The organism is Acinetobacter sp. WCHAc060025 (assembly GCF_004209355.1).
GTDB lineage: Bacteria > Pseudomonadota > Gammaproteobacteria > Pseudomonadales > Moraxellaceae > Acinetobacter > Acinetobacter wuhouensis.
The window spans coordinates 103,390-125,955 of record NZ_SGSX01000006.1 but is presented as its reverse complement, the minus strand read 5'-3'; the positions used below and the strand labels follow the sequence as shown (position 1 = coordinate 125,955).

Here is a 22,566-nt window from a genome sequence, read left to right as displayed (position 1 = left end):
ACTTAAATCGGTTGTTATTCAATATTGATAATTAGCTCAGTTCTGTTTGACGCTTTGCTGATGTTTGTCTTTGAAATGATTGTGTTTTACTTAAACTTTCCCAATTTTTAAGCGTATTGGGACTCACAGGATTGGCGATCGGATCTAAAAAGACTGGAACTGGACGCTCGGCTTCATCGTTATAACTGGTGGTGAATAGGCGAACGCGATTCAGACAAATTTTGTCGTATTCATTTCTAAACACCGTAAATTTGGCAATTCGCTCTGCCAGTTCAGGATGCTGATCATGAAATTCGGCGATGACACTTGAAACAGTTTGCCAAAACTCTAATTCTGAATGTTGCGGATAATCTTGCAGAAATACATTACAGATATAGCGGTAATGCACCATAAACAAACCAGTGAAGATAAAATGGCTGAGTTCTAATGCTGAATGACGCAGAAGAATTTTGCCTTCTTCAGGTAAATCGTGAAGTTCAGGAAAATCCTCATCGACTAAATTTACATCGTCTATAAAGTCCTTCAACACCATCGCTTTCGGAACACCATCTTCATGAATCAACATGGTATTTTCACCATGTGGTGAGAATGCAAGCCCATATTTATAAAGGCAAATTAGTAAAGGTGTAACACTCACTTCAACAAACTTTTTTAACCATGCCAAAGGAGATAAACCAGAAGCTTGAATTAAAACATCAAGGATGGATTGTCCTTGAATATCTCGATGTAAAAGCCCTGCTTGTGAAAATACCTGTTGACCTTGTTTTAAATAAGGATCAACACTTTCTCGCCACAAGCAACCGAATAACTCTTTAAACTGATACGGCGCACCATCAATTTGGTCATAGCAGGGTTGTTGAATGGTTAAAGTCGCAACTTCGCCAAGGAATACCACACCTGTTTTTTCTAAATCGGTATCATTTTTGAGAATATTTTTGAGCCAACCTGTAACAGCAGGTGCAGCTAAGTTACGTTTAGAGGGCAAGCCACGATAAACTGCCGTATTGAAAATGCTGACAGGTAACTTAATGTAATGACGTTGTGAGTTCGTTGTATTGCATAATGTGCGAATCGACTGCATTGGTACATAATCATCTTGCCCAATATCTAACTCTACGATTCTTTGATCCACAATTTCATTGCTATATGTAGGCACAATCCATTGGTGCCATTGCCATGTATGTACAGGAATTAAATAATAATTTTCAGGGTTAAGCGCTAAAGTTTGCATTTTTTCACGGAACTTGAGCAACTCCTCTTGATCAAATTCATGTTGATAAAGTTCACCCGCTTGCCACTCAGTGGTCGAACGAAACTCGGCTAAATCTTGATGAACTGCTAACCATAAAACTTTAACGTTTGGGGAAAGCTCTGGCGCTGAACTGAGATAGTCATCATAGCCGAAGCCCATCCGTCCCTTACTCATAATCAGCCAAGGATGACCACGTAACATTCCTTCAATACGATGATGAGGTTCAGTCAGGACTGCATCACTCGTTAAACGATTTTCATCAAATACATGTGCTTCTGCGAGCCACGTATTGTTCATTTCTTTGATTAAATAAGCTTTAGTAAAAGGTTTCACTTCAGCTTGTTTGGAAAAAGCAGCAATAAATTGATGTAAATTCCAAGCAGGATTTTCCAAATCACTTAATTCTCGCACTGAACCTTCTTCGATCAGCCAATGTCCCAATAAATACTGTTTGGCTTTGAATTGATAAGTACATTCAGCCAGTGTCAATTGAAATGCATTTTCAGTTAAATGCTCAACCTGAATAATTTCTTCATATAAGAACTCTGCAATCGCCATTTCAATTAAACGTTGCCCTGCACTACGCCACTGTTTTTGCGTAATTTGTAATTTAGCAAATGTCATATTCTGTTCTTCTCAAAAAATGGGTGTGTTGTATGTTTGATCTCTTTGGAATGAGGCTGTTGGTTTTTGACTTGCTGAAAAGCTTGATTGGTCTGAGCCATGCTTAACTGTGAAATAGACTTTGATTGATAAGCATTGACTTCAGGATTTTGGAATGGATTAAAGTGTTGGAAACATTGTGCTGTATTGCCTAAATCATATTGCGTATAACCGAGCAATTGATTGGCGATCGTCGCTGCACGATGCGCTCCTAAACCTAGATCAGGCACACCAACACCATGTGTATGCATTTCCATGTTTTGTACAAATATTTCACCGACTGCATCATGTACAACACGGTAGTCTTCACTAATCTGCCAACGCCCTTGCGCATTGGTTTGAATATGCGTTTTGAGTTGTTTCAAAAATTCAAATTCAGGGGTGTGATAGCCTGTCGCACTGACGACAAAATCAGCATCAATTGAGAATTGTTTTAAAGTCACACGGTCTTGAAATACCAACTTGACCTGATCTAAATCCGTAAAAGTGGCATCTATGAGATTCGCTTGGCTATGTAGATGCGTAGATGATGGTTGTCCACCGATACTACGGTGATACAACTTTTGATAAATCTCATGAATGGTTTGCGCACTAATTCCTTTATATAACAGCGATTGTTTACCTAACTGGAGATCTTTATTTAATTCATCAAACTGATAGAAATGACGTAAATAGTCAGGGCTAAAATGCTCCAATCCTAAAGGCGCATATTCCATTGGGAAAAAACCACTAGCACGAGTAAGCCAATGCAGATTGAATTGTGCTTTCTGCTGACGATCATAGTCATATTGTTGATCGAATAAATCTAAAAAAACTTCAGCAGCAGATTGCCCTGATCCAAGTACCACAATATTGCCTTTTAAGGCTCGATGAGAATCATCTAAATACTGTGAGGAATGGATGCAGCGCTCAGGATGAGCTTTTATCAAACTTTGTAAACACTTGGGCAGATAAGGAATATTGCCGACACCCAATACAAGATTACGGCATAAATATTGATTTTCTGTACCATCTTGAATCACGCTAACCGCAAAACCATTTTCTACGGGCTGAATCGAAGTCACAGTAGATAAATATTCAATTTGCTCAATTTGATCAGCAACCCATTGACAATAATGATTATATTCACGGCGAGGAATATGTGTCTGTTCTAGAAAATAGAATTTGTATAACCGTTGCTGTGCTTTGAGATAATTGAGAAAACTAAAGGGACTGGTTGGATCAACCATTGACACCAAATCTGCCATGAACGGCACTTGTAAAACGGTATGTGGAAGTTGCATCCCCGCATGCCAGTCGAATTGCGCTTTTTTCTCAAAAAATAGATAGTCTAAATCTGACTTTTGATGTAACAAACTCGCTAAACTTAAATTAAATGGTCCTAGACCTACACCTATAAAATCAAGCATATACAGCATCCTTTTCAGTTTGAACCATTTGAAATAAAGGATTCGGAAGCTGTATATAAATAGACTGTTGTTCTACAGGTGCGGTGAGTTCATCTAATTCATACAAACGAGTAAGTAAATTACCTTTATAAGGCAATGTCGGTTGATACAATAAACTGCTTAACAAGCTACTTTCAGGATATTGTTCCAATAAATCAGTAATTTGATCACGTAAAATATCGAGCAATTGTTGTTCATGAACAGTACCTGTTGCACCGATTGCATTGATAATGCCAAATAAAGTATTACCAAAGAAATAATAACTAAAGCGCTCATCAACAAAGGCTTTTGAACCGACTGCATGCGCTTTAACATCAAGTTCAGGAAATTCTTTTAAAATTTCTGTGGCGTATTCTTCTATATAGTAAAAGCCTTGATTATCACGTAACCATAAATTCTTTGGTTGATGATTTTCCAACTCAACTAAAACATTTTGCTGATGAGACTCAAACGCCATACCATAGCGATGATATAGGTACATCATCGGTACTAAGCTGATTTCTAAAAATTGTTTAAACCAATTCAGTGCAATCTGTTCTAGGCTTAACTCAGGTTGAGCATGTGCAATATTTTCAAATAAATGATCAAAACGATTTAGATCCTGACTTGGATGGTCTTGGCACAGTGAGGCAATACAAGTCACTTGCTGTTGTTTGTCAAATGGCTGATCTCGAAAAATACAGATGGTTTCATTGATAATCTTTCCATCTATTTTTAGTGCTGTCCAAGCAGGATCATTGACGGCTTTTAAAGTTGGACAATGTTTTAGAATGTTCTTACCGAATCGACCATTCCACAAACGATGTGTCATTTCACCACGATGACACTCTTTGGCTAAATTAACCCGTATAGAATTGGTAATCATTACGGATAATGATGGTTTCACCATCCACGGCGCTTGATAACTTGCTAAAGTTCGCACCGATGTCGTTGGTGAAAATTGCCATGCTTTCTCACCGAAATCGATGATTTTTTTCTTGGCTTTAAGCGCTTTATACCAATCTTTACTTTGTAAATAGCGTGCTTGCCAAGGATGCAATGTGAGTAATTGATAATTTGAATAGGTTCGTAGTTGCTCTAATTCTGCTTCATTCAAATGCCAACGAATTTCTTGCTTGAGTTGTTTAGAAATTTGAGTTTCTTCAGCAGAGCCTTCTGCAAAATATTCTTGATCAACCAACCAGAAATACAGTTGTGTTAAACCTTTATTTTCTGGTGAATATTTCAGCCAATCTTCATGAATAAAGCCTAATCTACTCTTTGGCGCTGGGTGCATACTGTGCCCTAAAATTAAGGCTTGTTCTGTGTAAATAAAATCTTGTTTGGCTTGAATGAGTGAATCAAAATCATGTTCACGATGTGTTAAAAATGCAGTTAATGCGTCACGGCTTTGTATCCACTTTTCCACAAGTGATGATGCGTCTAATGTAACTTCTGAATTTTGTACTAATTCGTCTAAAAGTAATGCGACTATTGCGATGTGGCTGTATTTTTGTACCTGCCCTTTGTTCAGGATCTGTGGCAGTTTCGCGATACGGTGTCGTCCAACTAAACTGCTATAAGACAACGGGACATATAATTGAGATTGGATGGAATCCAAAGGGATCATTAATAACGTCATGCCTTGGCTAAACGTCAATTGGGTTGAATTTTGTTGATATTTTTCAAGCAAAATTCCACAACCTGTTTCTTGTGAATATGCATTGATTAGGTGCTGCATCGCCAAACGGCTGGCAAGCTCTTTCATCTGACCAGATTCCTCTGTACAAGACTTTTTACTGCACTAAAAAGTTTCAAATTAATTTATGATTTTTCTCAAATGTGCTCTAAAACACACTAATAATGCTAATGATTCTCATTTTTAAACGCAAGTTTGTATCATTTCTGTTTTCTTGTAATTAACTAAATGAATTTAAAAAAGTTAAAATTTATATTTATTTTTTCTAATATTTTTATCACTAAAATTGTCATAGTTATAAATGATAATATTCTCATTTATCATTGGTAGATTTCATCTAATTATTCATTTTTTTGAAATACACAGCTTTTTATAGTTTCTATTTTATAGGAGCTGAAACAACTCATCTGCTTTACTCACAATTAGTTTTTATACATTTTTTCAAATATACCTTACCTATGTTTTTTGTGGATTTTTTTTAAATTTTCATTAAGAATCAAATTATTATCCATAGTTTCTTTTAAAGAAAAAGTCTGTTTTCATCCATTTTTTTAAACTTAATGATCAAAGTTCTGTATCTCTATCTTATATATTTATCTGATTTACTATATAAAAATTTATAAACAACAAATATCAACCTGTCATAATTACTCACAATAAATTTGGGTAAATATTTATAATATTAATTTAAATTACAACACAAATTACTGACTAAAGTTGTACCATTATATTAATAATTAGTTAAAATAGAACACTTTAAATATAACTCCGAAATGATATGAGCATAACAGCTAACACATGCTATATGTGCGATAAGCCTGTAGTTTCAAAAGAGCATGCCCCTCCTAAATGTTTATTCCCAAAAGGAAATGAATTTCGCTCAGATTTAATCACCGTTCCATCTTGTAAAGAACATAATCAAGATTTAAGTCAAGCTGATGTAATTCTTTTACAGCTATTATTATCACAACCGATTCAGGAAAATAGACCCTTTAAAATTCTTAAAGACCAGTTTTTAAATAGAGATTCTGTGAACTTCAAAAGAAAGATCGGTTCTTTTTCAAACCAAATCAATCAAATAGTACCTGCTACTTATATTAATACTACAGGTGAGCAAATTAATTCTGGCTTAATCTTCTTCAAACAATCTGCGTCTATCATTTTTAATTCTTTAGAAAAATTAGGTTGTGCACTATATTTTAATGATTACCAGAAAAAACTTACAGGGAAGTATTACGTAAACTTAGATGTTCTTATTCAAAAAAATAATAATGATGAAAAACAAATCCAAGACTTATATGTATTGAATAAAAATTTATTTGATATGTTTGAAATTAAATTTAAAGGGCCTGTGCCTAATGTCTTTCAATATAGGATTTATGATCACGGAGGTCTTGGACAGCAAGTAATTATTGAATTTCTTTTTTACGAAGAAATTAGAGGCTTCTTTAAATGCACCAAATCATAAAGGTATAAATTACTACTCCAATATTGAAAAATATGAAAACTTACTCATCTAAAACATCAACAAAACTTGCACCTAAAACTTTTGCCAAATCTTGTGGTTTTAGTCCAATATCCAAGCCACGCTTACCACCACTGACATAGATTTTAGCTAAGGATTCAGCAGTTGCATCAATCACCGTTTTTAAACGCTTTTTCTGTCCTACTGGACTAATACCACCGACCAAGTAACCTGTTAAACGCTCAGCATCTTTAGGATCTGCCATGTGTAATTTTTTACAACCAAAAGCACTGGCAACTTTCTTTAAATTCAACTGATGATTAACAGGCAATACCGCAACAAAATAATTTTTATCATCAGTGACCATCAAGGTTTTAAACACTTCTTCAACGTCTAAACCCAGTTTTTCTGCGGCTTCCAAACCAAAACTTTTTGCATTCACATCATGTTCATATTCATGAATAGAAAATTCAATTTTATTAGATTTTAAAACTTTACAAGCAGGTGTCATGATAGATAGCAAAATGATTAATTCTAGAATGGATAAAATTATAGGACGATTCGCACAAATTTAAAAATAACTTTGCTTATTTTTAATCCTGAAAATTAAATCTTGTCAAACAATCAATTATTTGCTTAAAATCCATTCAAATAGCTAATTTTAATAGAACAATGCCATCCATTTACCAGTTAAAACCTGCATTTCAAAACTTATTACGCCCCTTTGTGCAAAAGCTATTTAATGCAGGAGTCACAGCGAATCAAATCACCCTTTTGGCGATGTTCATTTCTATTGCAATCGCCATTTTTATTTATGTCTATTTTCTCGATGTTGCACCGAATGTATGGCTATTGATCTTTCCTGTATGGATGCTGGTTCGGATGGCATTTAACGCAATTGATGGCATGCTCGCACGTGAGTTTAAACAACAATCCAATTTAGGTGCTTTTTACAATGAATTGTGTGATGTGATTTCCGACACTGCACTCTATATCTGTTTAGCTGTGTTTAGCTTTATCAGTACACCGCTCTTACTCTTGATTGCTTTTCTCGCCATTTTAAGTGAATACACAGGTGTAATGGCACCACTGATTGGTCAAGAACGTCGCTACGATGGACCAATGGGGAAAAGTGACCGCGCATTTTGGTTAAGTTTAATCACTGTAATTATCGTGATATTTCCTATATTCAGTACAAATCTGCAACTGCTCGGTTGGATTTGTAACGGCATACTCTGCCTTATCGGATTATTACTTATTTTGACAATTTATAACCGTATTAAAAACAGTTTGAAATCGACCACTTCGTCAGTTTAATTTTTAAAAATTTAGGGTATCCAACAATGTATAACAACAGTCACCACACATTCACCACGCATGATAACACTGAGATTTTTTATCAGCATTGGAAAACAGCGTCTGTTTCTGAGCCTAAAAAAGCCATCATTTTATTCCATCGTGGTCATGAGCATTCTGACCGTATGGCGCATTTGGTCAATGAACTGAATTTACCAGAATTCGACTTTTTTGCATGGGATGCACGTGGTCACGGTAATACTGCTGGCGAACGTGGTGATGCGCCGAGTTTTTCAGCATGTGTCAAAGACATTCAATATTTTGTACAGCATATTGAACAAAATTATGGAATTGAAGCGCAAAATATTGCTGTGGTTGCACAAAGTGTCGGTGCGGTTCTCGCTGCCACGTGGGTACATGATTATGCGCCGAAAATTCGTGCATTGTGCCTCGCCTCGCCTGCTTTTGACATTAAACTCTATGTGCCTTTTGCTGAACCAAGTTTAAGAGTCATGGCAAAGGTACGTGGCAATTTCTTCATTCAAAGCTATGTCAAAGCCAAAATGCTGACTCATGATGAAGAACGTGCAACAAGCTATGATACAGATCCAAAAATTGCCAAAGCGATTTCTGTGCGTATGTTACTCGGCTTATATGATGCCTCTAAACGTATTGTGGCAGACTCGCAAAATATCTTTGTACCAACTCAAGTGCTGTGCTCAGGTTCAGACTTGGTGGTTTTCCAAAAACCACAACGAGAGTTCTATCAAAAACTTCCACATCCTAAAAAAGAGTTTCATGTCTTAGATGGTTTCTTCCATGACACTTTAGGTGAAAAAGATCGCTATATCGCCACTGAAAAAATCCGTCGTTTTATCCAACAATGTTTTGCTGTTGAATATCAAGCACCTGATGTTTTAAATGCCGATAAAATTGGTGTCAGTTGTGCCATTGCAGAAGATCTCAGTTCACCATTACCGAATAAATCAATTAAAAATATCTTTTGGGAAATGACTAAAAAGAATTTGAAAATTGGTAGTCATTTATCTACAGGCTTAAAAATTGGTGAAGATACAGGCTATGACTCAGGTAGTACCTTAGACTTTGTTTATCGTAATCAAACAGAAAGTGGTAATCCGATTGGTAAAATTATCGACCGTCAATATTTGAATGCGATTGGTTGGCGTGGAATCCGTGTCCGTAAGCAAAACATTGAGCTTTTGGTTCAAAAATACGCTGAGATCCTTGTTAAAAAGCGTAAGCCTTTAAGAATTATGGATATTGCTTCTGGTCATGGTCGTTATATTTTAGATGCTGTTGCGCAATTACCAAAACAGCCTGATTCTATTTTGCTAAGAGATTATAGTGAGATCAATGTGCAAGCGGGTCAGCAAATGATTGCAGATCGTGGTTTAGCTGAGATTGCTGAATTTATCAAAGCAGATGCCTTTGATACACAATCTTTGGCTTCGGTAAAACCAAAACCATCACTGGCTGTCGTTTCAGGTTTATATGAATTGTTTAGTGATAATGATTTGCTTCGTCAATCATTAGAGGGTTTAAGTAAGGCAATTTTGAAAGATGGCTATCTGATCTATACCGGTCAAATTTGGCATCCACAACAAGAGTTTATTGCTCGTGCGCTTACCTCACACCGTGAAGGTGATGCTTGGGTCATGCGTTTACGCTCTCAAGCTGAAATGGATGCTTTAGTTGAAGCTGCAGGCTTTAAAAAAGTTGATCAATGTATCGATGAATTTGGAATATTTACTGTTTCTGTAGCGCAAAAGCTGTAAAGTGACATAAAGGTAGAGGTTTAAAATGATTGACCATCTACCTTTCTGAAATAATTCAACTTTTATATATTAAAATAATAAGTCATGGAATATGTATGCAGACACTCGATAAAGAAAAAGGCACATGGAAATGGGGAATCTTGTGTTTAGTATTCCTCGCGCCATTCTTCTTCCTGACTTATGGTTTTGCCAACCATTATGCGTCAGGATTGAGTCATGTACCCAGTATCGTATTTGACTGGGAAAAACATATTCCGCTGTGGGCTTGGACGATTGTACCTTACTGGTCAATTGACCTATTTTACGGGCTTTCATTATTAATCTGTTGGAATAAATTTGAACTTCGGCAACAAGCTTCACGCCTACTTCTCGCACAAATTATTAGTATTACGTGCTTTCTCTTATTTCCCCTAAAATTCAGTTTTGACCGACCAGCTTTGGATGGATTCTTTGGCTTATGGTTCGATGTACTCATGGGCTTCGATAAACCCTTTAACCAAATGCCTTCTTTACACATTGTTCTTCTAGTCATTCTTTGGGATTTTTATCGCAGACATGTACAAGGTACTTGGAAATACCTCGTTGATCTATGGTGTTTTTTAATCGGTATATCCGTACTGACCACATGGCAACACCATTTTATAGATGTTCCAACAGGAGTTTTAGTTGGTGTGATCTGTCTATGGTTATTCCCAGTTTCAGTTAAATCACCTTTTAAAAAAGATGGTATCCAGTTTTTAACGTCTAAGCATTTAAAGCTGGGAAGTTACTACATGTGCGGTGTGGTGATCTGCGGAATTTTAGCTTATGAACTACGACCATGGGGATTGTGGTTTATATATCCTGCTGTGAGCTTATTTATTGTGGCGCATAGTTATAGCCTTGTTCGTCCTCATTTTATGCAAAAACAAAGTGATGGCAATATGACCATTGCGGCAAAAATCCTTTTAGCGCCTTATCTTATATTTGCATGGTTGAATAGTCGCATCTGGACGAGAAAGCATCCTGAAGATTCATTTATTATCGAAATTGAAAATAAACAGATTTATATCGGGCGTATTCCTAACTTAAACGATACTCAACAATATCAAGCCATCTTTGACTGTGTTGCGGAACTGCCTTTAAAACATGATTCAGTAACGCATAAAAGTGAATATAAGCAATATCTCAGCTTGGATTTAATTCCATTGCAAGCCAATCAGCTTCAATATGCTGTGGAATATTTCAATGCACAATTGAACGAATTAAATCACACAGATTCTAAAATTTTAGTCTGTTGTGCTTTAGGCTATTCACGCAGTAGCGCTTTACTTGCTGCATGGTTAATACAGCAAAAGCATGTTGGAAATGTCCAAGAAGCTGTTGAGTTGATACAAAAAGCACGTCCGTGGGTGGTATTAAAAGAGCCACAAATTGAGGAATTACAAATTTACCAACTCAAACTCAAAGGTTTAGCACCATGAAGATGAACTTCTTTGTAGTGGCTAAATTATTATCTTCTACCACAGCTTTATTATTTTCAGGCTATTTGGCTTTTGCGCTTTCAATAATTGCGATTTTACTTAAAGGTTGGCAATCCATTGAGTTTTGGATATTCATTGTCATTACGTTGTTATTATCTTTTACACACCACTATATTTCCTTCCGTGTGAAATTCGATGCTCAACTCCTTGAAATGATGGCACAAGAATCAAAAATCGAAAGCATTGAAAACTTAACCCAACAATTTGACCAAAGCTTAGTATCAATGAAACTCATGCCCGAATCTAAAGCAGGACGTGATTGGTCAGTACGCTTCGCAGGTTGTTTTAAACTATTAAAAATACAAATTGCTTTGCTGTTACTGCAATATTTTGTTTTAATCATTTTAATCTATAGATTACTTGCACAATAAATTGTTCAATATCAATTGGCTTCAATAATGAATCAAATACCAGAACAGACTACACGATCATCAGTAAAAACGAGTGAAAATGTGAAAACCAATATCGCTTCTAGTTCGATTGCACGTTTTATCGCATTTTTAACACGTCGAGGTGCGCGCTTACTGACTGGTGCACGCAGTTTATGGATTGGTTGCCAACCTAACATGAAACAACGTATTTATTATGCCAATCACAATAGCCATATCGACTTTATTTTATTGTGGTCTTCATTACCTAAATTAATGCGTCGTAAAACCAAACCCGTTGCTGCTTCAGACTATTGGCTCAAAGATGGTTTTCGCCAATTCTTAATTAAAGATACTTTTAATGGTGTGACGATTCAGCGCAATCGTGAAAATAATGCCGATCCATTACAACCGATCAAAGAAGCGCTTGAACAAGGTTATTCGATTATTTTCTTCCCTGAAGGCACACGCAATCTGAATGACGATATTGATTTATTGCCTTTTAAAAGTGGCTTATACAACCTACATAAGCAATTTCCTGAGATTGAAATTGTTCCTGTATGGATTTCCAATTTAAGACGTGTCATGCCCAAAGGTGCTTTTATTCCCTTACCCTTACTTTCAACGGTTTGTTTTGGTTGCCCTTTAGAACAGCACTTAGAATTAGAAAAGACAGCCTTTATCGACTATGCACAAAGTAAGTTGTTAGAATTAAAAGAGGTTGAAAATCAATGATTTTAGACAATCTAGATAAGACCTATCTTTTATTTGGTATTTTCGCAGGTATTTTGATTTTTGCATCCAGTGTCGGCTTTGTTCTCAAGCAAAGAACTGGAGATCAACCCTCATCTGTTATTGATAACCTCAATGCACGTATCAATGCTTGGTGGGTCATGCTCATCGTGATTGGCGCGGCAATTGCTCTGGGTAAAACTGCATTTATCGTATTGTTTGGGATTATTTCGTTATTTGCTTTACGTGAATTTATTAGTCTATTGCCAACACGGCGTGGTGACTATTTCCCTTTATTGATTAGCTTTTACTTTGTTATTCCCTATCAGTATTTTTTAATTTATACAGATTGGTACGGGCTTTATTCAATTTTTATTCCCTTATACGTATTTCTACTGATTCCAATTGCCAGTTTAAAACAAGAAGATACCAAACATTTCTTAGAACGAAGCTCAAAAATTCAATGGGGCTTGATGGTCTGTGTGTTCTGCATTTCACATGTTCCTGCTTTACTGAATTTGAAATTACCTGCTTTCAAAGGTGAACCGATTTGGTTGGCAATTTGGCTGATTATGGTCGTACAAGCATCCGATGTTTTGCAATATGTGTGTGGTAAGCTTTTTGGCAAGCATAAAGTTGCACCAGTATTGTCACCGTCCAAAACTGTTGAAGGACTCCTTGGCGGCATCATTTTAGCGACAGCGCTTGGTGTGGCAATGTCATGGCTCACCCCATTCACCTACTTCCAAGCGACTGTAATTGGATTGATTGTTTGTATTTTCGGTTTCTTTGGTGGTTTAGTGATGTCTGCAATCAAGCGTGACCGTGGTGTTAAAGATTGGGGGCAACTCATTCATGGACATGGCGGTATGTTAGATCGTATTGATTCTATTTGCTTTTCTGCACCGATCTTCTTCCATATCTTGAGATATTGGTGGAGTTAACACAAAGTTTAAATCGCAAATTTAAAGACAAAGCTTAATGGATAAGGGGTTTAAAACAATGTATATGAAAACAACAATTTCACTGTTTGGCATGATGATCGTATTGCAAGGTTGTAGTCTATTTGAAGGTTCTGGTTGTAATAACAAACAAGCCGTAGATGCTGTCAAAAAACTTTATGCTAAACAAGTAAATACAAAGCCATTTACATCTATGGAACAAGTACAAAATCAGTTCGGTCCTGATGGCAAGCAAACGAATCTTCAAACACAGTCCATTGTTGGAGTTTCACTCGCAGATATCAAGCAGATTAATACTTCAAAATCAACTGGCAATACCTGTTCAGCCTCTGAACCTCAACAGAATGAACAAAGAGATTACCTAATTTCACAGTTTGAAGGTGCGGACTATATTTGTGAAGGTGTGATTCAACAACACGTTGATCAAAATGCTTTAACTGAAGTTAGTAAAGACTTACCTCAACAAGATTTACTCTCGATCAAAAACAATCAGCTGGTGATTCCTGTTTACTATGCTGTGTACGAAAAAAGTGGAAATAATCAATTTCAAGTCGTATATGCACCTCAAAACCCAGCCCAATTGATGTTAGCTATCATGCTAAAACAGCATCAAGTCAGTTCTAATAAATAGCAAATTGATGATTTTAAGTTGCCAAACTTGTGCGAATAACGTTGGGAAATAGATACAATTCAACTATAAACCTTGAGTTATCTCGCATTGACAGGTATAGGACGGCAACTTAAGATCGAGTAACTTTGGAATAATCTAATTGGTCGTGTTTTGAATTTTCATCATTTAAAAGTTGCTTCAATAATTACATTAACACTTGCAATGACAGCATGTTCTTCTTTAGGCGGTGGCTCAGTTCAAAAACGTGCAGCAAAACTTTCTGGTGGTATTCAAAAAGCCTATTCCGTTTCATCTGATGTGGCAAATCGTGTTTCACCCATCATTGTGCAAAATGCCGATCAATACAATGTCGACCCGTTATTACTCGCAGCCACCATTCGCCAAGAATCAAGTTATCGTAGTTATGTGACTTCTTCTGCGGGTGCTGTTGGACTCACTCAGGTCATGCCACGTTATTGGCAACAATCATGTCCTGGTGACTTATTCAATGAGTTTGTTAATGTGCAATGTGGCACTATGATTTTAGCAAAATACAATCAGTCAGCGGGCAGTTGGAAAAAAGCCTTGGCATATTACAATGTTGGACCAACCAATTACGAGACAAATCGTAAAATGCGCAAACAAGGTAAAAAATACGCAAAACAAGTCAAACAGCATGAGAAGAATTTAAAATCAGCTTTGTAAATGTTGCTTATCCTTAACGACTAATTTTATACAGCAACATCAAAACACTTTTTTTTTCAATAAAATTGGATACGCGCTAACGTCATCCGCAACGTGTTTGAGGCAGGACTACATCTGTAAGTTAATGTTTCTGCGATATATCAATCAAAAGATGGTAGTTATCGAGTTTTGCGGTGAGAAGCGAAGCTTCGCAAGGTGGTTTCCTTGCGCAGTTTCACTGCTCATTTTTCCGAAAAAAAAAAGTAGGTCGAGCCGAAGGCTTATCCTGAAACTAAAACTTTCGATGTAAGACTCCGTCAAGTATGCTCTAAATCAGTTTGAAAGGTGATTTTTTTAAGTTATTAGCATCAATTACCTAACCATATTGTTTTTGTAAATAATTTACAATTGATTCAGACTCAAACAACTGTGCGCCTGTATTTGGGTCAACCAAATAAGGCACTTGAATATCATTTTTAACACGTCCCATCACAGGAACAACTTTTTCACGCTTACCACCTGTCAAAGGAATATATTTACCTGGTTTTAAACGCAAAACCGATGGACCTTGATCTTGCCAACGCTCTTTAGCCACATTATGAAAAACAAAAGGAATCTCAAGTTCAGTCAACACACCGCGCACAATACGCGTGTAGGGGCTTGCTTCAAATCCCCACAACTCAATCAATTGTTCAGGTGCAGCACGATTGACAATCTTTTTATCAATCCATACGCCACGTGCGCCATTGATTAGCGTACCAGCAAAAGCTACCACTGGATATTTTGGATAATGTGCATACTTCTTCGGTGTCTTGCCATTCTTTCCATAGTGTTTGAATAAATAATGGATAATATCTTGGGATTCATACAGTTTTTCACCTGTATTTTCATCAACCAAGAATGGAAAACGCATTTTTCCACCAAGCTCTTTGACTTGTTTACGGTATTTCGTTCCACCTTTTGGACATGGATAAACTTCATAATCCAAGTTCAATAAAGTCATCACCTCACGAACACGGCGACAAAATGGTGAACCTTCAAATTCATATAACTTTAGTGCTTTTTCAGGCTGATTGGGAAATGGCGTACCATTTGCACCACGACCACCTGCTGTAATTGCTGAAGCTAAAGCCTGTACGACTTTTATTTGATGATGCACCATCTTGCGACCCTCAGGGATAACCCTATTTTGAAATCATTTTATAGATCAACTAATTTTTCTTTTGATACTACAATTCCATTGTTATCTGCATAGACATATTCGCCAGAATTGAAAGTAACACTGCCAAAATACAATGGAACATCCACCTCGCCTATGCCTTTACGATTACTTTTTTGTGGAATTGAAGCCAATGCATGTACACCTAAATCCAATTCAGCCAATGCATCTACATCACGTACACAACCGTAGATGATCACACCATTCCAGTGATTTTTAACCGCAGATTCAGCAATCATATCGCCCATCAAAGCACAACGCATTGATGCACCGCCATCAACAACCAGTACCTTGCCCTGACCATCTGTCGCAAGTAATTCTTTGACACGTGAATTATCTTCAAAGCATTTAACTGTCACGATTTGACCACCAAATGTTTTGCGCAATCCATAACTGCGGAAGAATTTTCCATCCAGTGATGGAATTAAAGTTTGAATTTCTTTTTCAGGATTGTCATCCAATAAATCACAAGTTACGAATGCGACTGTAGACACTTTATTTCTCCATTATTTGGCATTTTGTATGCGCAAGTTTTGTATGTATAAATTATCATATATTTCAATTTTTTGAGTTTGAGTTTGTGCAACCTCGACCATAGTATGAGCGACTTGCTCTGCTGTCACTGGCTTATATTTAAAAGAGTTTGGTACTAAATGTGAAAATTTACGATAGAGTTTTTGTGTTGCATCTTCAAGAAAACGCTCCTCTGTACGATCACCCAATAACAATGAAGGTCGAATAATCGAGAATCTATAAAGGTTTAATTTTTGAATATATTCTTCTAATTCACCTTTAACCTGATTATAGAAAATTGGTGAACCTGCTTTTGCACCCATCGCACTAACTAAAAGAAAATGGGTTTCAGTCATTTCAAACAGATCAGCAAAATGTGCATTAATTTCAAAATCAATATTGTAAAAAGCTTGTTTAGATCCCGCCTTTTTAATAGTTGAGCCTAGACAACTGAATGCATGACTATAGCCATTTACATCTTGATCATTGAGTAAAAGAAAATCGTCTAAAACAAATTGCTCCACTTTGGCATATTGTTCAAATTCCGAATTTTGCTTTCTCACCACGACGGTTATTTTTTCACAACTGCTTAATGAATTTAATTGTTCAGCTAAAGATTTTCCCACTAAACCTGTTGCCCCGATCACAATCGCTCTTTTTATCGAATTAGTCATTTTTTAAACAATCTCCTAGATTTATCACTAATCTAACGTTTTATTTCAAATTTTTCTGCAACTAAAATGTTGTCAAAGCATGTCAAGACTTGACTTTGATGGGCTATTTAATCACAATATGGCACTTGTTTACGGGCTGGTGATAATCCTCTGATGTAGGTTTTCAGATGCGATTTCAGCCCGCCCAGACCAATCTATTTCAAGGAGTGCACGAGTGGCAAACTCTGCTCAAGCAAAAAAACGTGCTCGTCAAAACGTTAAAGCACGTAAACACAACGCAAGCTTGCGTTCAATGGTACGTACATATATCAAACGCACAATCGCTGCAATCGCTACTGGTGAATATGCTGCTGCAACTGAAGCTTATAAAGCTGCGGTTCCAGTAATTGACCGTATGGCTGATAAAGGTATCATCCATAAAAACAAAGCTGCTCGTCATAAGAGCCGTTTAAATGCACAAGTTAAAGCTTTAGCTAACTAATTTATGCATTCGAAAAAAGCCCGCAAGGGCTTTTTTTACGCCTATAGGTTTTACTTCGCACTTCAAAATTTAAAATAGGAATTACAAAACTTCAATAGTTTTAAAGTGCTGAACTTGTAGCATTATTCAATAATAACGCTTGATTTTAATAATAATGCAAACACTCACAACTATTCCTACGATTTATATATTCATATTTAGTGCAATTGCCTTGCTCATTTGGTCAATTTGGCTTGCTAAAAAGTGGGTTAATCGTTTAGATGACCACCAAAGCACAATAAGTGCTACGACATCCAAATCAAGCTATTTTTTCCCTGCGACAATTATTTTCGTGATCTCGTCTATCGTCTTACCTTTTCTGATCATACTTCCTGTTTCTATTTTTAATTTCATTACCAAGCCTAGCTACCAAGCAACAATCACCTCCTACACTTCTGAATGGGTCACAGATCGAAATTCCAAAGGTATTGAAACCAGAACGTTGATGTATGATGCCTATGTCAGCTTTCAGGATCAGCATGGGCATGTAATAAAAAGCATTCAAACCAATGTCAGTTCTGCTCAACAACCTGTTATTGGTGAACAAATCAAAGTGCTCTATGCAGATGGTGATCAAATTGTTCAGGAACTTACAATACGTAACTACATCCTGCAATTTGCAGCATTTTTTATGACGTTCATTATGGTTTCAATACTCTATAGCATCTTTGCTTATGCGATGAATTTCAATATGAAGCCCTTACAGAAATTTTGGCATATATTGATTTTTAGAATCACGATTCCTTTGGCAACGACAGCGATGTTTGCTTGTTTTATCTATGTCATTTTTGAATATTTCTTCTTAGGAAATCCCAATGCGCATCCTATTTGGGTAGCAATAATTTGTAGTGTATTTGCATTGGCACTTTTACCCGTCATTATTCATTTTGTTCGCGGAAATAAAAATGAGGATGCCTAAACATCCTCGGGTATATATTTCTTGATGACTTTCTTTATTAATCGCTGATGTTACACAGTAACACCAAAATCGTAGATTGCCCCTAGAAAAAAGTGGATACGCGATAACGTCATCCGCATTTGTCTGAGGCAAGACTACATCTAACCATAAATGTTTCTGCGATATATTCAAAATTTTGACGGAAGCTGACGAGTTCTGCGGATGACAATGGTTTTGCTTACTTTTCCCGTAAGAAAAGTAAGGCGAGCCGCAGGCTAATCCCTAAATCAAAACTTTTGATGCAAGACTCCGCCGAATGTGCTCTAAAACTGTTTGTAACGTGCATTGTTTTTTAACTGCCTAACATCAATGAATCACTTATAGCAATTATACAAATATTATTTTCCAACATGACTAACCAATACAGTCGCAGTAGAAAGAATCCCTTCCTGACGTCCAGTAAAACCGAGTTTCTCAGTGGTAGTTGCTTTAACACTGATTTGTGTCACTTCAACATTCAGTACATCTGCAATACTTTGACGCATTTCTAAATTGTGCTTTGCGAGTTTTGGTCGTTCACAAGCCACAGTGATATCGGCATTATTTAAACGATAACCACGATCTAAAATCAGTTGATAAACATGCTTTAACAAGTTACGACTGTCTGCACCTTTAAATTCAGCATCCGTATCTGGAAAATGCTGTCCAATATCACCCAGTGCCAATGCGCCAAGTAAAGCATCACATAACGCATGAAGCACGACATCGCCATCTGAGTGCGCTTTTAGCCCATGTGTATGTGGAATTTTTACACCTGCCAAAGTCACAAAGTCACCTTCTTCAAAGGCATGTACATCCATTCCCTGCCCAATACGAATCGGTACGATCATTTTCAGCTCCTTTATGCAGTTTTTAAAGTTAAAATCTTTATTCGTCGTTTCTAATTCGCTATAGTACGAATGCAAACATAGTGAAAGTATAAGCGATCATGCTGTTGAAAACAGAACTTAATCAAATTAAAACGCTTTTGTCTGGTCTCATTTTAGGCTGTCTCAGCACGTCTGCGGTCTATGCATTGCCTGTCGATTGTGGGCATTCAAATACAACGCTTTTAAAAAAGTTATGTAGCACACAGTTCAGTGACTTACGTTCAGAATTAAATGAAAAATATCTAACGGCTTACTTGATTACTGATGCACCGATTCGTTTGATTAATGATACAAATCATTTATGGTTTAACCGCTTACAACAATGTAAAAGCAATGACTGTCTTAAACAACAATTTGATATTCGATTTGAAGATTTGAATTTTTATACGTCTATGAATCAAAGTTTAACTCAACATTTCATCAAATATGAACATGGTGAAATCTCTAAACAACCAATTCATTTACAAATTCATCAACTCACTAAAGATCGTATTAAAGTGGAAGGTATTGCCTACCGTAATCCAAATAATCGCAAAGAGACTCAAATCGTTCCTTTACTTGCCTATACGACACCTGAAAAAAAGAACGAGATTTTGGACAATGAGCATGATTGTAAATATCAGCTTAATTTTCAAAAAGCTATTTTAACTGTTAAAACTCAACAAAAAGGTTGCGAACGTTTTACAGGGATTTACCGTTTATATGACTGAGTAGCTTTGATTCATCACGAAAATGAACAATTTTTTTCATAAAGTGCTTTGAATTATGCAGATCGCTCAAATATATTAGTCTCTATAACAACTAAACAATATAGAGATAAAAATGACAAAGCTTTTAATTCTAGATCAAGTACCCACTCAGCTTGATCAGACTTCTTTTGGTGGTCTACCTGTTAAAACTATGGGTACATATATAGATTGGCCAATCTGTGAGAATTGCCAAGGGGCAATGCAATATCTTGGTAAAGTCAAAACAGATTTAGGGCTTGAGTTAATTTTTATGTGTAGCCAAGATCCTGGTATGTGTGATGATTGGGATGCCGATGGTGGCGGGAACACTGTTCTTGTTATTGACAACACAAATGCTTTGGAACACTTTCAACCCACTGAATCTGAAAATACACTTCGTGAAACGGAATACAGTGCAAAAATCATTGAAGACCAACACTTAGATTACGCTGAATCACGCCAACAATGGTCTGGTAAGAAGCGAGAAATTTTAGGACAACTTTCAGGACAAGCAGAATGGATTCAAAATGATGAAACGCCTGAATGCGATTGTTGCCAACAGCCAATGCGCTTTATTGCCCAACTAGAAGAAGGACCAGACCATCGGACATCAATGAACTTTGGCGGTGCAGGTTCAGCCTATCTCTTTGATTGTCCACAAGGCAAAACAGCCAAATTTCTATGGCAATGCTGATTTTTTGTGAATAAAGAACATGGATAAAAACTTTGTTTCTGCTCAATTACGCAACCAGTTTTACCCGATTTTAAAAACACAAGGTTTTACTCAAAAAGCAGATGTATTTAGACAGATTGATGGTGAAATCATTCGTATTGTCGATATTCAACATTCAGTAAAACGGCATTGTTTTCAGGTTAATCTCGGTATTCACCTACGCCCATTAGGTGAATATGTCATGGGTTGTACAGGTAAACCTTTAGTCATTGAAAAAATGCGTGAATATGATTGTGCATGGAGAAATTCAATCCTCCCTAACTTGGTCAATGATTATGATAGCGACTGGGTATATGGTTCAAACCAGCAAGAAGCTATCTAAATGGTTCAATTTTTAGTGTCTGAGTGGAATCGTCAAAGCCAATTATTTTTCAATGCGTTGGCGCATTGGCCACAGGATTTTATTCATCAAGCAAACCTTGCCGTTCAAAATCCAATACATCCAATGGATATGGCTAAATTATGTCATGTTGCAGCTACTGCAGGAAATTTAGACTTAGTCAAAACTTTAGCTGAACTTGCGCTACCTGCTGTGCCTGAAAGAGCAACCTCCTTAAAACAAAAGCTTGATTCCTTTATAATAAATCCTCATTTAGCGATTCCTAATATTTCACCTTAGACATTTGGGTCAGATGTATATTGATTCATAAATTTGAAATATTTGTTATATTTTCTAACAACTTTACATACACATTTTAAAAACTATGGCTTTATTTATTTGCCTGTTTCACTTATAAATAAACCTATATAAATAGTCTGATGACATATTTGTTGTAAATACCGAACACCAAAAACAGAGGATTAAGGGTGTTAATATGGATTTGAACACGTATATCACCAATAAGTTTAAAAACTTTAATGAATTCCTCGAAACTCAATGGCATGACTACCCCAATAAATATAAAGAAATCCAAACTTTACTGTTCTTTCAGGCTTTTACATCTAACTCACTTTCCGAAAAATTTGAAATTAATATCTATCAAGCTTTTAAATATCCCACCTTAAGACACTATTTCCAACAAATTGAAAAATATATCAATATCCCACCTAAACAACTTTTCCCAACTTCATTTCATCGCCCTTATGAACATATTCTAAATGAATTAAAATATTTAAGTTTTTATCAAGATCCTTTTGAGCTGCATAAAAAAATAGAAAAAGTTCGTGATACCTACAATAAAATTTCTATTCCTGTTGCAAGCCATGATATTTATCGAGAAATCCTACATTATTTAAAACTGAGTTTTGAATATATTGCTGACCCGAATTTAAGTATTGAATTAAAGACCAAGTTAATTTACCAATGGCAAGATATTCATAACTTAGAAACTGTAACGGCTTATAAATCACTCGAAAAAATTAAAACCTCATTAAATCATTACCAAAACAATACCAATGCAGATTTTTATTATCAGTTGATTCAACAAGGTGAGAATCAAAGAATCGAGTTTAAAGAGCGTACTACTGATTTACTGACTAATCGCAAATCTGATCGTTGGGTAAAAGCCTGTTTTGCCTTTATGAATACACGTAATGGCTATGTTTTTATTGGTATTTCGGATGATTTAAAAATTGTGGGGATTGATCAGGAATTAGCCGAACATTTCAATCATTCAATTGATTTGATGAAACGTAGCTTAATTGATAAATTAGCGCACGAAAGCAATAAAATTTCCAATATTTATACAACATTAGATGAAATAAATATTCAAGGTAAAACCATTCTGGTATTTAAATGCAACAAAGCTGATCGCCCACTGTATTATAAAGGTGAATTATTTATGCGTACCAATGGTCAAACCACGCGAGTTCCACCAGAACTGATTGAAAGTTTTAGAGAAGAGTTTTATTGTTGATCATTCATAAAAGAAGCAG

The 22,566-nt window shown here is 36.2% G+C and carries 24 protein-coding genes; 16 read left to right on the top strand and 8 right to left on the bottom strand.

The genetic code is table 11. The features are described 5' to 3' along the window. Nucleotides 1-31 precede the first annotated feature (31 nt). The 3 genes from EXE09_RS06820 to EXE09_RS06810 are packed head-to-tail and all read right to left on the bottom strand — an operon-like array spanning nt 32 to nt 5,110. Nucleotides 32-1,876 (bottom strand): IucA/IucC family protein, encoded by a 1,845-nt coding sequence (locus EXE09_RS06820; RefSeq protein ID WP_130116770.1) that lies wholly within the window; start codon nt 1,874-1,876, stop codon nt 32-34. Next, entirely contained in the window at nt 1,873-3,324 is a 1,452-nt protein-coding gene (locus EXE09_RS06815) for a lysine N(6)-hydroxylase/L-ornithine N(5)-oxygenase family protein (RefSeq protein ID WP_130116769.1), read from the bottom strand. The genes EXE09_RS06820 and EXE09_RS06815 overlap by 4 nt, the downstream gene beginning before the upstream one ends. Further along, nucleotides 3,317-5,110 carry an IucA/IucC family protein gene (locus tag EXE09_RS06810; RefSeq protein WP_130116768.1) on the bottom strand — a complete coding sequence of 598 codons (1,794 nt, stop codon included), beginning with the start codon at nt 5,108-5,110 and terminating at the stop codon, nt 3,317-3,319. Before EXE09_RS06810 ends, EXE09_RS06815 begins: the two co-directional genes overlap by 8 nt. Before the next feature lie 709 nt (nt 5,111-5,819). Between EXE09_RS06810 and EXE09_RS06805 the strand changes: the two genes are divergently transcribed. After that, nucleotides 5,820-6,509, top strand: a complete 690-nt coding sequence (locus tag EXE09_RS06805; protein WP_130116767.1) for a hypothetical protein — start codon at nt 5,820-5,822, stop codon at nt 6,507-6,509. Nucleotides 6,510-6,549: 40 nt separating this feature from the next. Here the strand turns inward: EXE09_RS06805 and ybaK are convergent, their stop codons facing one another. Continuing rightward, complete coding sequence (gene ybaK / locus EXE09_RS06800; protein WP_087551906.1) at nt 6,550-7,017, bottom strand: Cys-tRNA(Pro) deacylase; 468 nt, start codon at nt 7,015-7,017, stop codon at nt 6,550-6,552. A gap of 161 nt (nt 7,018-7,178) precedes the next feature. On the opposite strand from ybaK, the gene EXE09_RS06795 reads away from it, so the two are divergent. From EXE09_RS06795 to EXE09_RS06760, 8 genes are all read left to right on the top strand, one after another. Then, nucleotides 7,179-7,823 carry a CDP-alcohol phosphatidyltransferase family protein gene (locus tag EXE09_RS06795; protein ID WP_130116766.1) on the top strand — a complete coding sequence of 215 codons (645 nt, stop codon included), beginning with the start codon at nt 7,179-7,181 and terminating at the stop codon, nt 7,821-7,823. A 26-nt stretch (nt 7,824-7,849) separates the two neighbouring features. Continuing rightward, nucleotides 7,850-9,598: a bifunctional alpha/beta hydrolase/class I SAM-dependent methyltransferase gene (locus EXE09_RS06790; RefSeq protein ID WP_130116765.1), complete on the top strand. Its 1,749-nt coding sequence runs from the start codon at nt 7,850-7,852 to the stop codon at nt 9,596-9,598. 95 nt (nt 9,599-9,693) lie between these two features. Then, the gene (locus tag EXE09_RS06785; RefSeq protein WP_130116764.1) at nt 9,694-11,061 is read left to right on the top strand and encodes a phosphatase PAP2/dual specificity phosphatase family protein; all 1,368 of its coding nucleotides are present in this window, start codon (nt 9,694-9,696) and stop codon (nt 11,059-11,061) included. Then, the gene (locus EXE09_RS06780) at nt 11,058-11,492 is read left to right on the top strand and encodes a hypothetical protein (protein ID WP_130116763.1); all 435 of its coding nucleotides are present in this window, start codon (nt 11,058-11,060) and stop codon (nt 11,490-11,492) included. Before EXE09_RS06785 ends, EXE09_RS06780 begins: the two co-directional genes overlap by 4 nt. Before the next feature lie 81 nt (nt 11,493-11,573). Further along, entirely contained in the window at nt 11,574-12,224 is a 651-nt protein-coding gene (locus EXE09_RS06775; RefSeq protein ID WP_171478618.1) for a lysophospholipid acyltransferase family protein, read from the top strand. Next, entirely contained in the window at nt 12,221-13,165 is a 945-nt protein-coding gene (locus EXE09_RS06770) for a phosphatidate cytidylyltransferase (protein WP_130116761.1), read from the top strand. Before EXE09_RS06775 ends, EXE09_RS06770 begins: the two co-directional genes overlap by 4 nt. 58 nt (nt 13,166-13,223) lie before the next feature. Further along, nucleotides 13,224-13,814, top strand: coding sequence for a hypothetical protein (locus EXE09_RS06765; protein ID WP_130116760.1), 591 nt, complete (start codon nt 13,224-13,226; stop codon nt 13,812-13,814). Between the two features lie 201 nt (nt 13,815-14,015). Beyond that, nucleotides 14,016-14,498 (top strand): lytic transglycosylase domain-containing protein, encoded by a 483-nt coding sequence (locus EXE09_RS06760; RefSeq protein ID WP_130116818.1) that lies wholly within the window; start codon nt 14,016-14,018, stop codon nt 14,496-14,498. A gap of 355 nt (nt 14,499-14,853) precedes the next feature. On the opposite strand, the gene EXE09_RS06755 is transcribed toward EXE09_RS06760, so the two are convergent. From EXE09_RS06755 to EXE09_RS06745, 3 genes are read right to left on the bottom strand one after another with little or no spacing between them, the layout of a single operon-like run. Continuing rightward, complete coding sequence (locus EXE09_RS06755; protein ID WP_068975146.1) at nt 14,854-15,639, bottom strand: glutathione S-transferase N-terminal domain-containing protein; 786 nt, start codon at nt 15,637-15,639, stop codon at nt 14,854-14,856. Between the two features lie 38 nt (nt 15,640-15,677). Then, complete coding sequence (gene rraA, locus EXE09_RS06750; protein WP_068975145.1) at nt 15,678-16,190, bottom strand: ribonuclease E activity regulator RraA; 513 nt, start codon at nt 16,188-16,190, stop codon at nt 15,678-15,680. 12 nt (nt 16,191-16,202) lie between these two features. Beyond that, complete coding sequence (locus EXE09_RS06745; RefSeq protein WP_130116759.1) at nt 16,203-16,883, bottom strand: nucleoside-diphosphate sugar epimerase; 681 nt, start codon at nt 16,881-16,883, stop codon at nt 16,203-16,205. Nucleotides 16,884-17,097: 214 nt separating this feature from the next. On the opposite strand from EXE09_RS06745, the gene rpsT reads away from it, so the two are divergent. Together rpsT and EXE09_RS06735 are read left to right on the top strand one after the other, a co-directional pair. Then, nucleotides 17,098-17,364 carry a 30S ribosomal protein S20 gene (gene rpsT, locus EXE09_RS06740; protein ID WP_004720657.1) on the top strand — a complete coding sequence of 89 codons (267 nt, stop codon included), beginning with the start codon at nt 17,098-17,100 and terminating at the stop codon, nt 17,362-17,364. 154 nt (nt 17,365-17,518) lie between these two features. Then, nucleotides 17,519-18,322, top strand: a complete 804-nt coding sequence (locus tag EXE09_RS06735; RefSeq protein ID WP_130116758.1) for a xanthine permease — start codon at nt 17,519-17,521, stop codon at nt 18,320-18,322. A 377-nt stretch (nt 18,323-18,699) separates the two neighbouring features. On the opposite strand, the gene ispF is transcribed toward EXE09_RS06735, so the two are convergent. Further along, the gene (gene ispF / locus EXE09_RS06730; protein ID WP_130116757.1) at nt 18,700-19,191 is read right to left on the bottom strand and encodes a 2-C-methyl-D-erythritol 2,4-cyclodiphosphate synthase; all 492 of its coding nucleotides are present in this window, start codon (nt 19,189-19,191) and stop codon (nt 18,700-18,702) included. Between the two features lie 98 nt (nt 19,192-19,289). On the opposite strand from ispF, the gene EXE09_RS06725 reads away from it, so the two are divergent. The 5 genes from EXE09_RS06725 to EXE09_RS06710 all read left to right on the top strand — a co-directional run bounded on the left by EXE09_RS06725 (nt 19,290) and on the right by EXE09_RS06710 (nt 22,547). Continuing rightward, a complete protein-coding gene (locus tag EXE09_RS06725; RefSeq protein ID WP_130116756.1) occupies nt 19,290-19,940 on the top strand; it encodes a hypothetical protein in 651 nt (216 codons plus the stop codon). Between the two features lie 112 nt (nt 19,941-20,052). After that, nucleotides 20,053-20,652, top strand: a complete 600-nt coding sequence (locus EXE09_RS06720; RefSeq protein ID WP_130116755.1) for a hypothetical protein — start codon at nt 20,053-20,055, stop codon at nt 20,650-20,652. Between the two features lie 19 nt (nt 20,653-20,671). Continuing rightward, nucleotides 20,672-21,013 (top strand): DUF4304 domain-containing protein, encoded by a 342-nt coding sequence (locus EXE09_RS19030; RefSeq protein ID WP_228257177.1) that lies wholly within the window; start codon nt 20,672-20,674, stop codon nt 21,011-21,013. Beyond that, nucleotides 21,014-21,310 carry a hypothetical protein gene (locus EXE09_RS19025; protein ID WP_228257176.1) on the top strand — a complete coding sequence of 99 codons (297 nt, stop codon included), beginning with the start codon at nt 21,014-21,016 and terminating at the stop codon, nt 21,308-21,310. A 196-nt stretch (nt 21,311-21,506) separates the two neighbouring features. Then, the gene (locus EXE09_RS06710) at nt 21,507-22,547 is read left to right on the top strand and encodes a helix-turn-helix domain-containing protein (RefSeq protein WP_130116754.1); all 1,041 of its coding nucleotides are present in this window, start codon (nt 21,507-21,509) and stop codon (nt 22,545-22,547) included. The last annotated feature ends 19 nt before the right edge of the window (nt 22,548-22,566 follow it).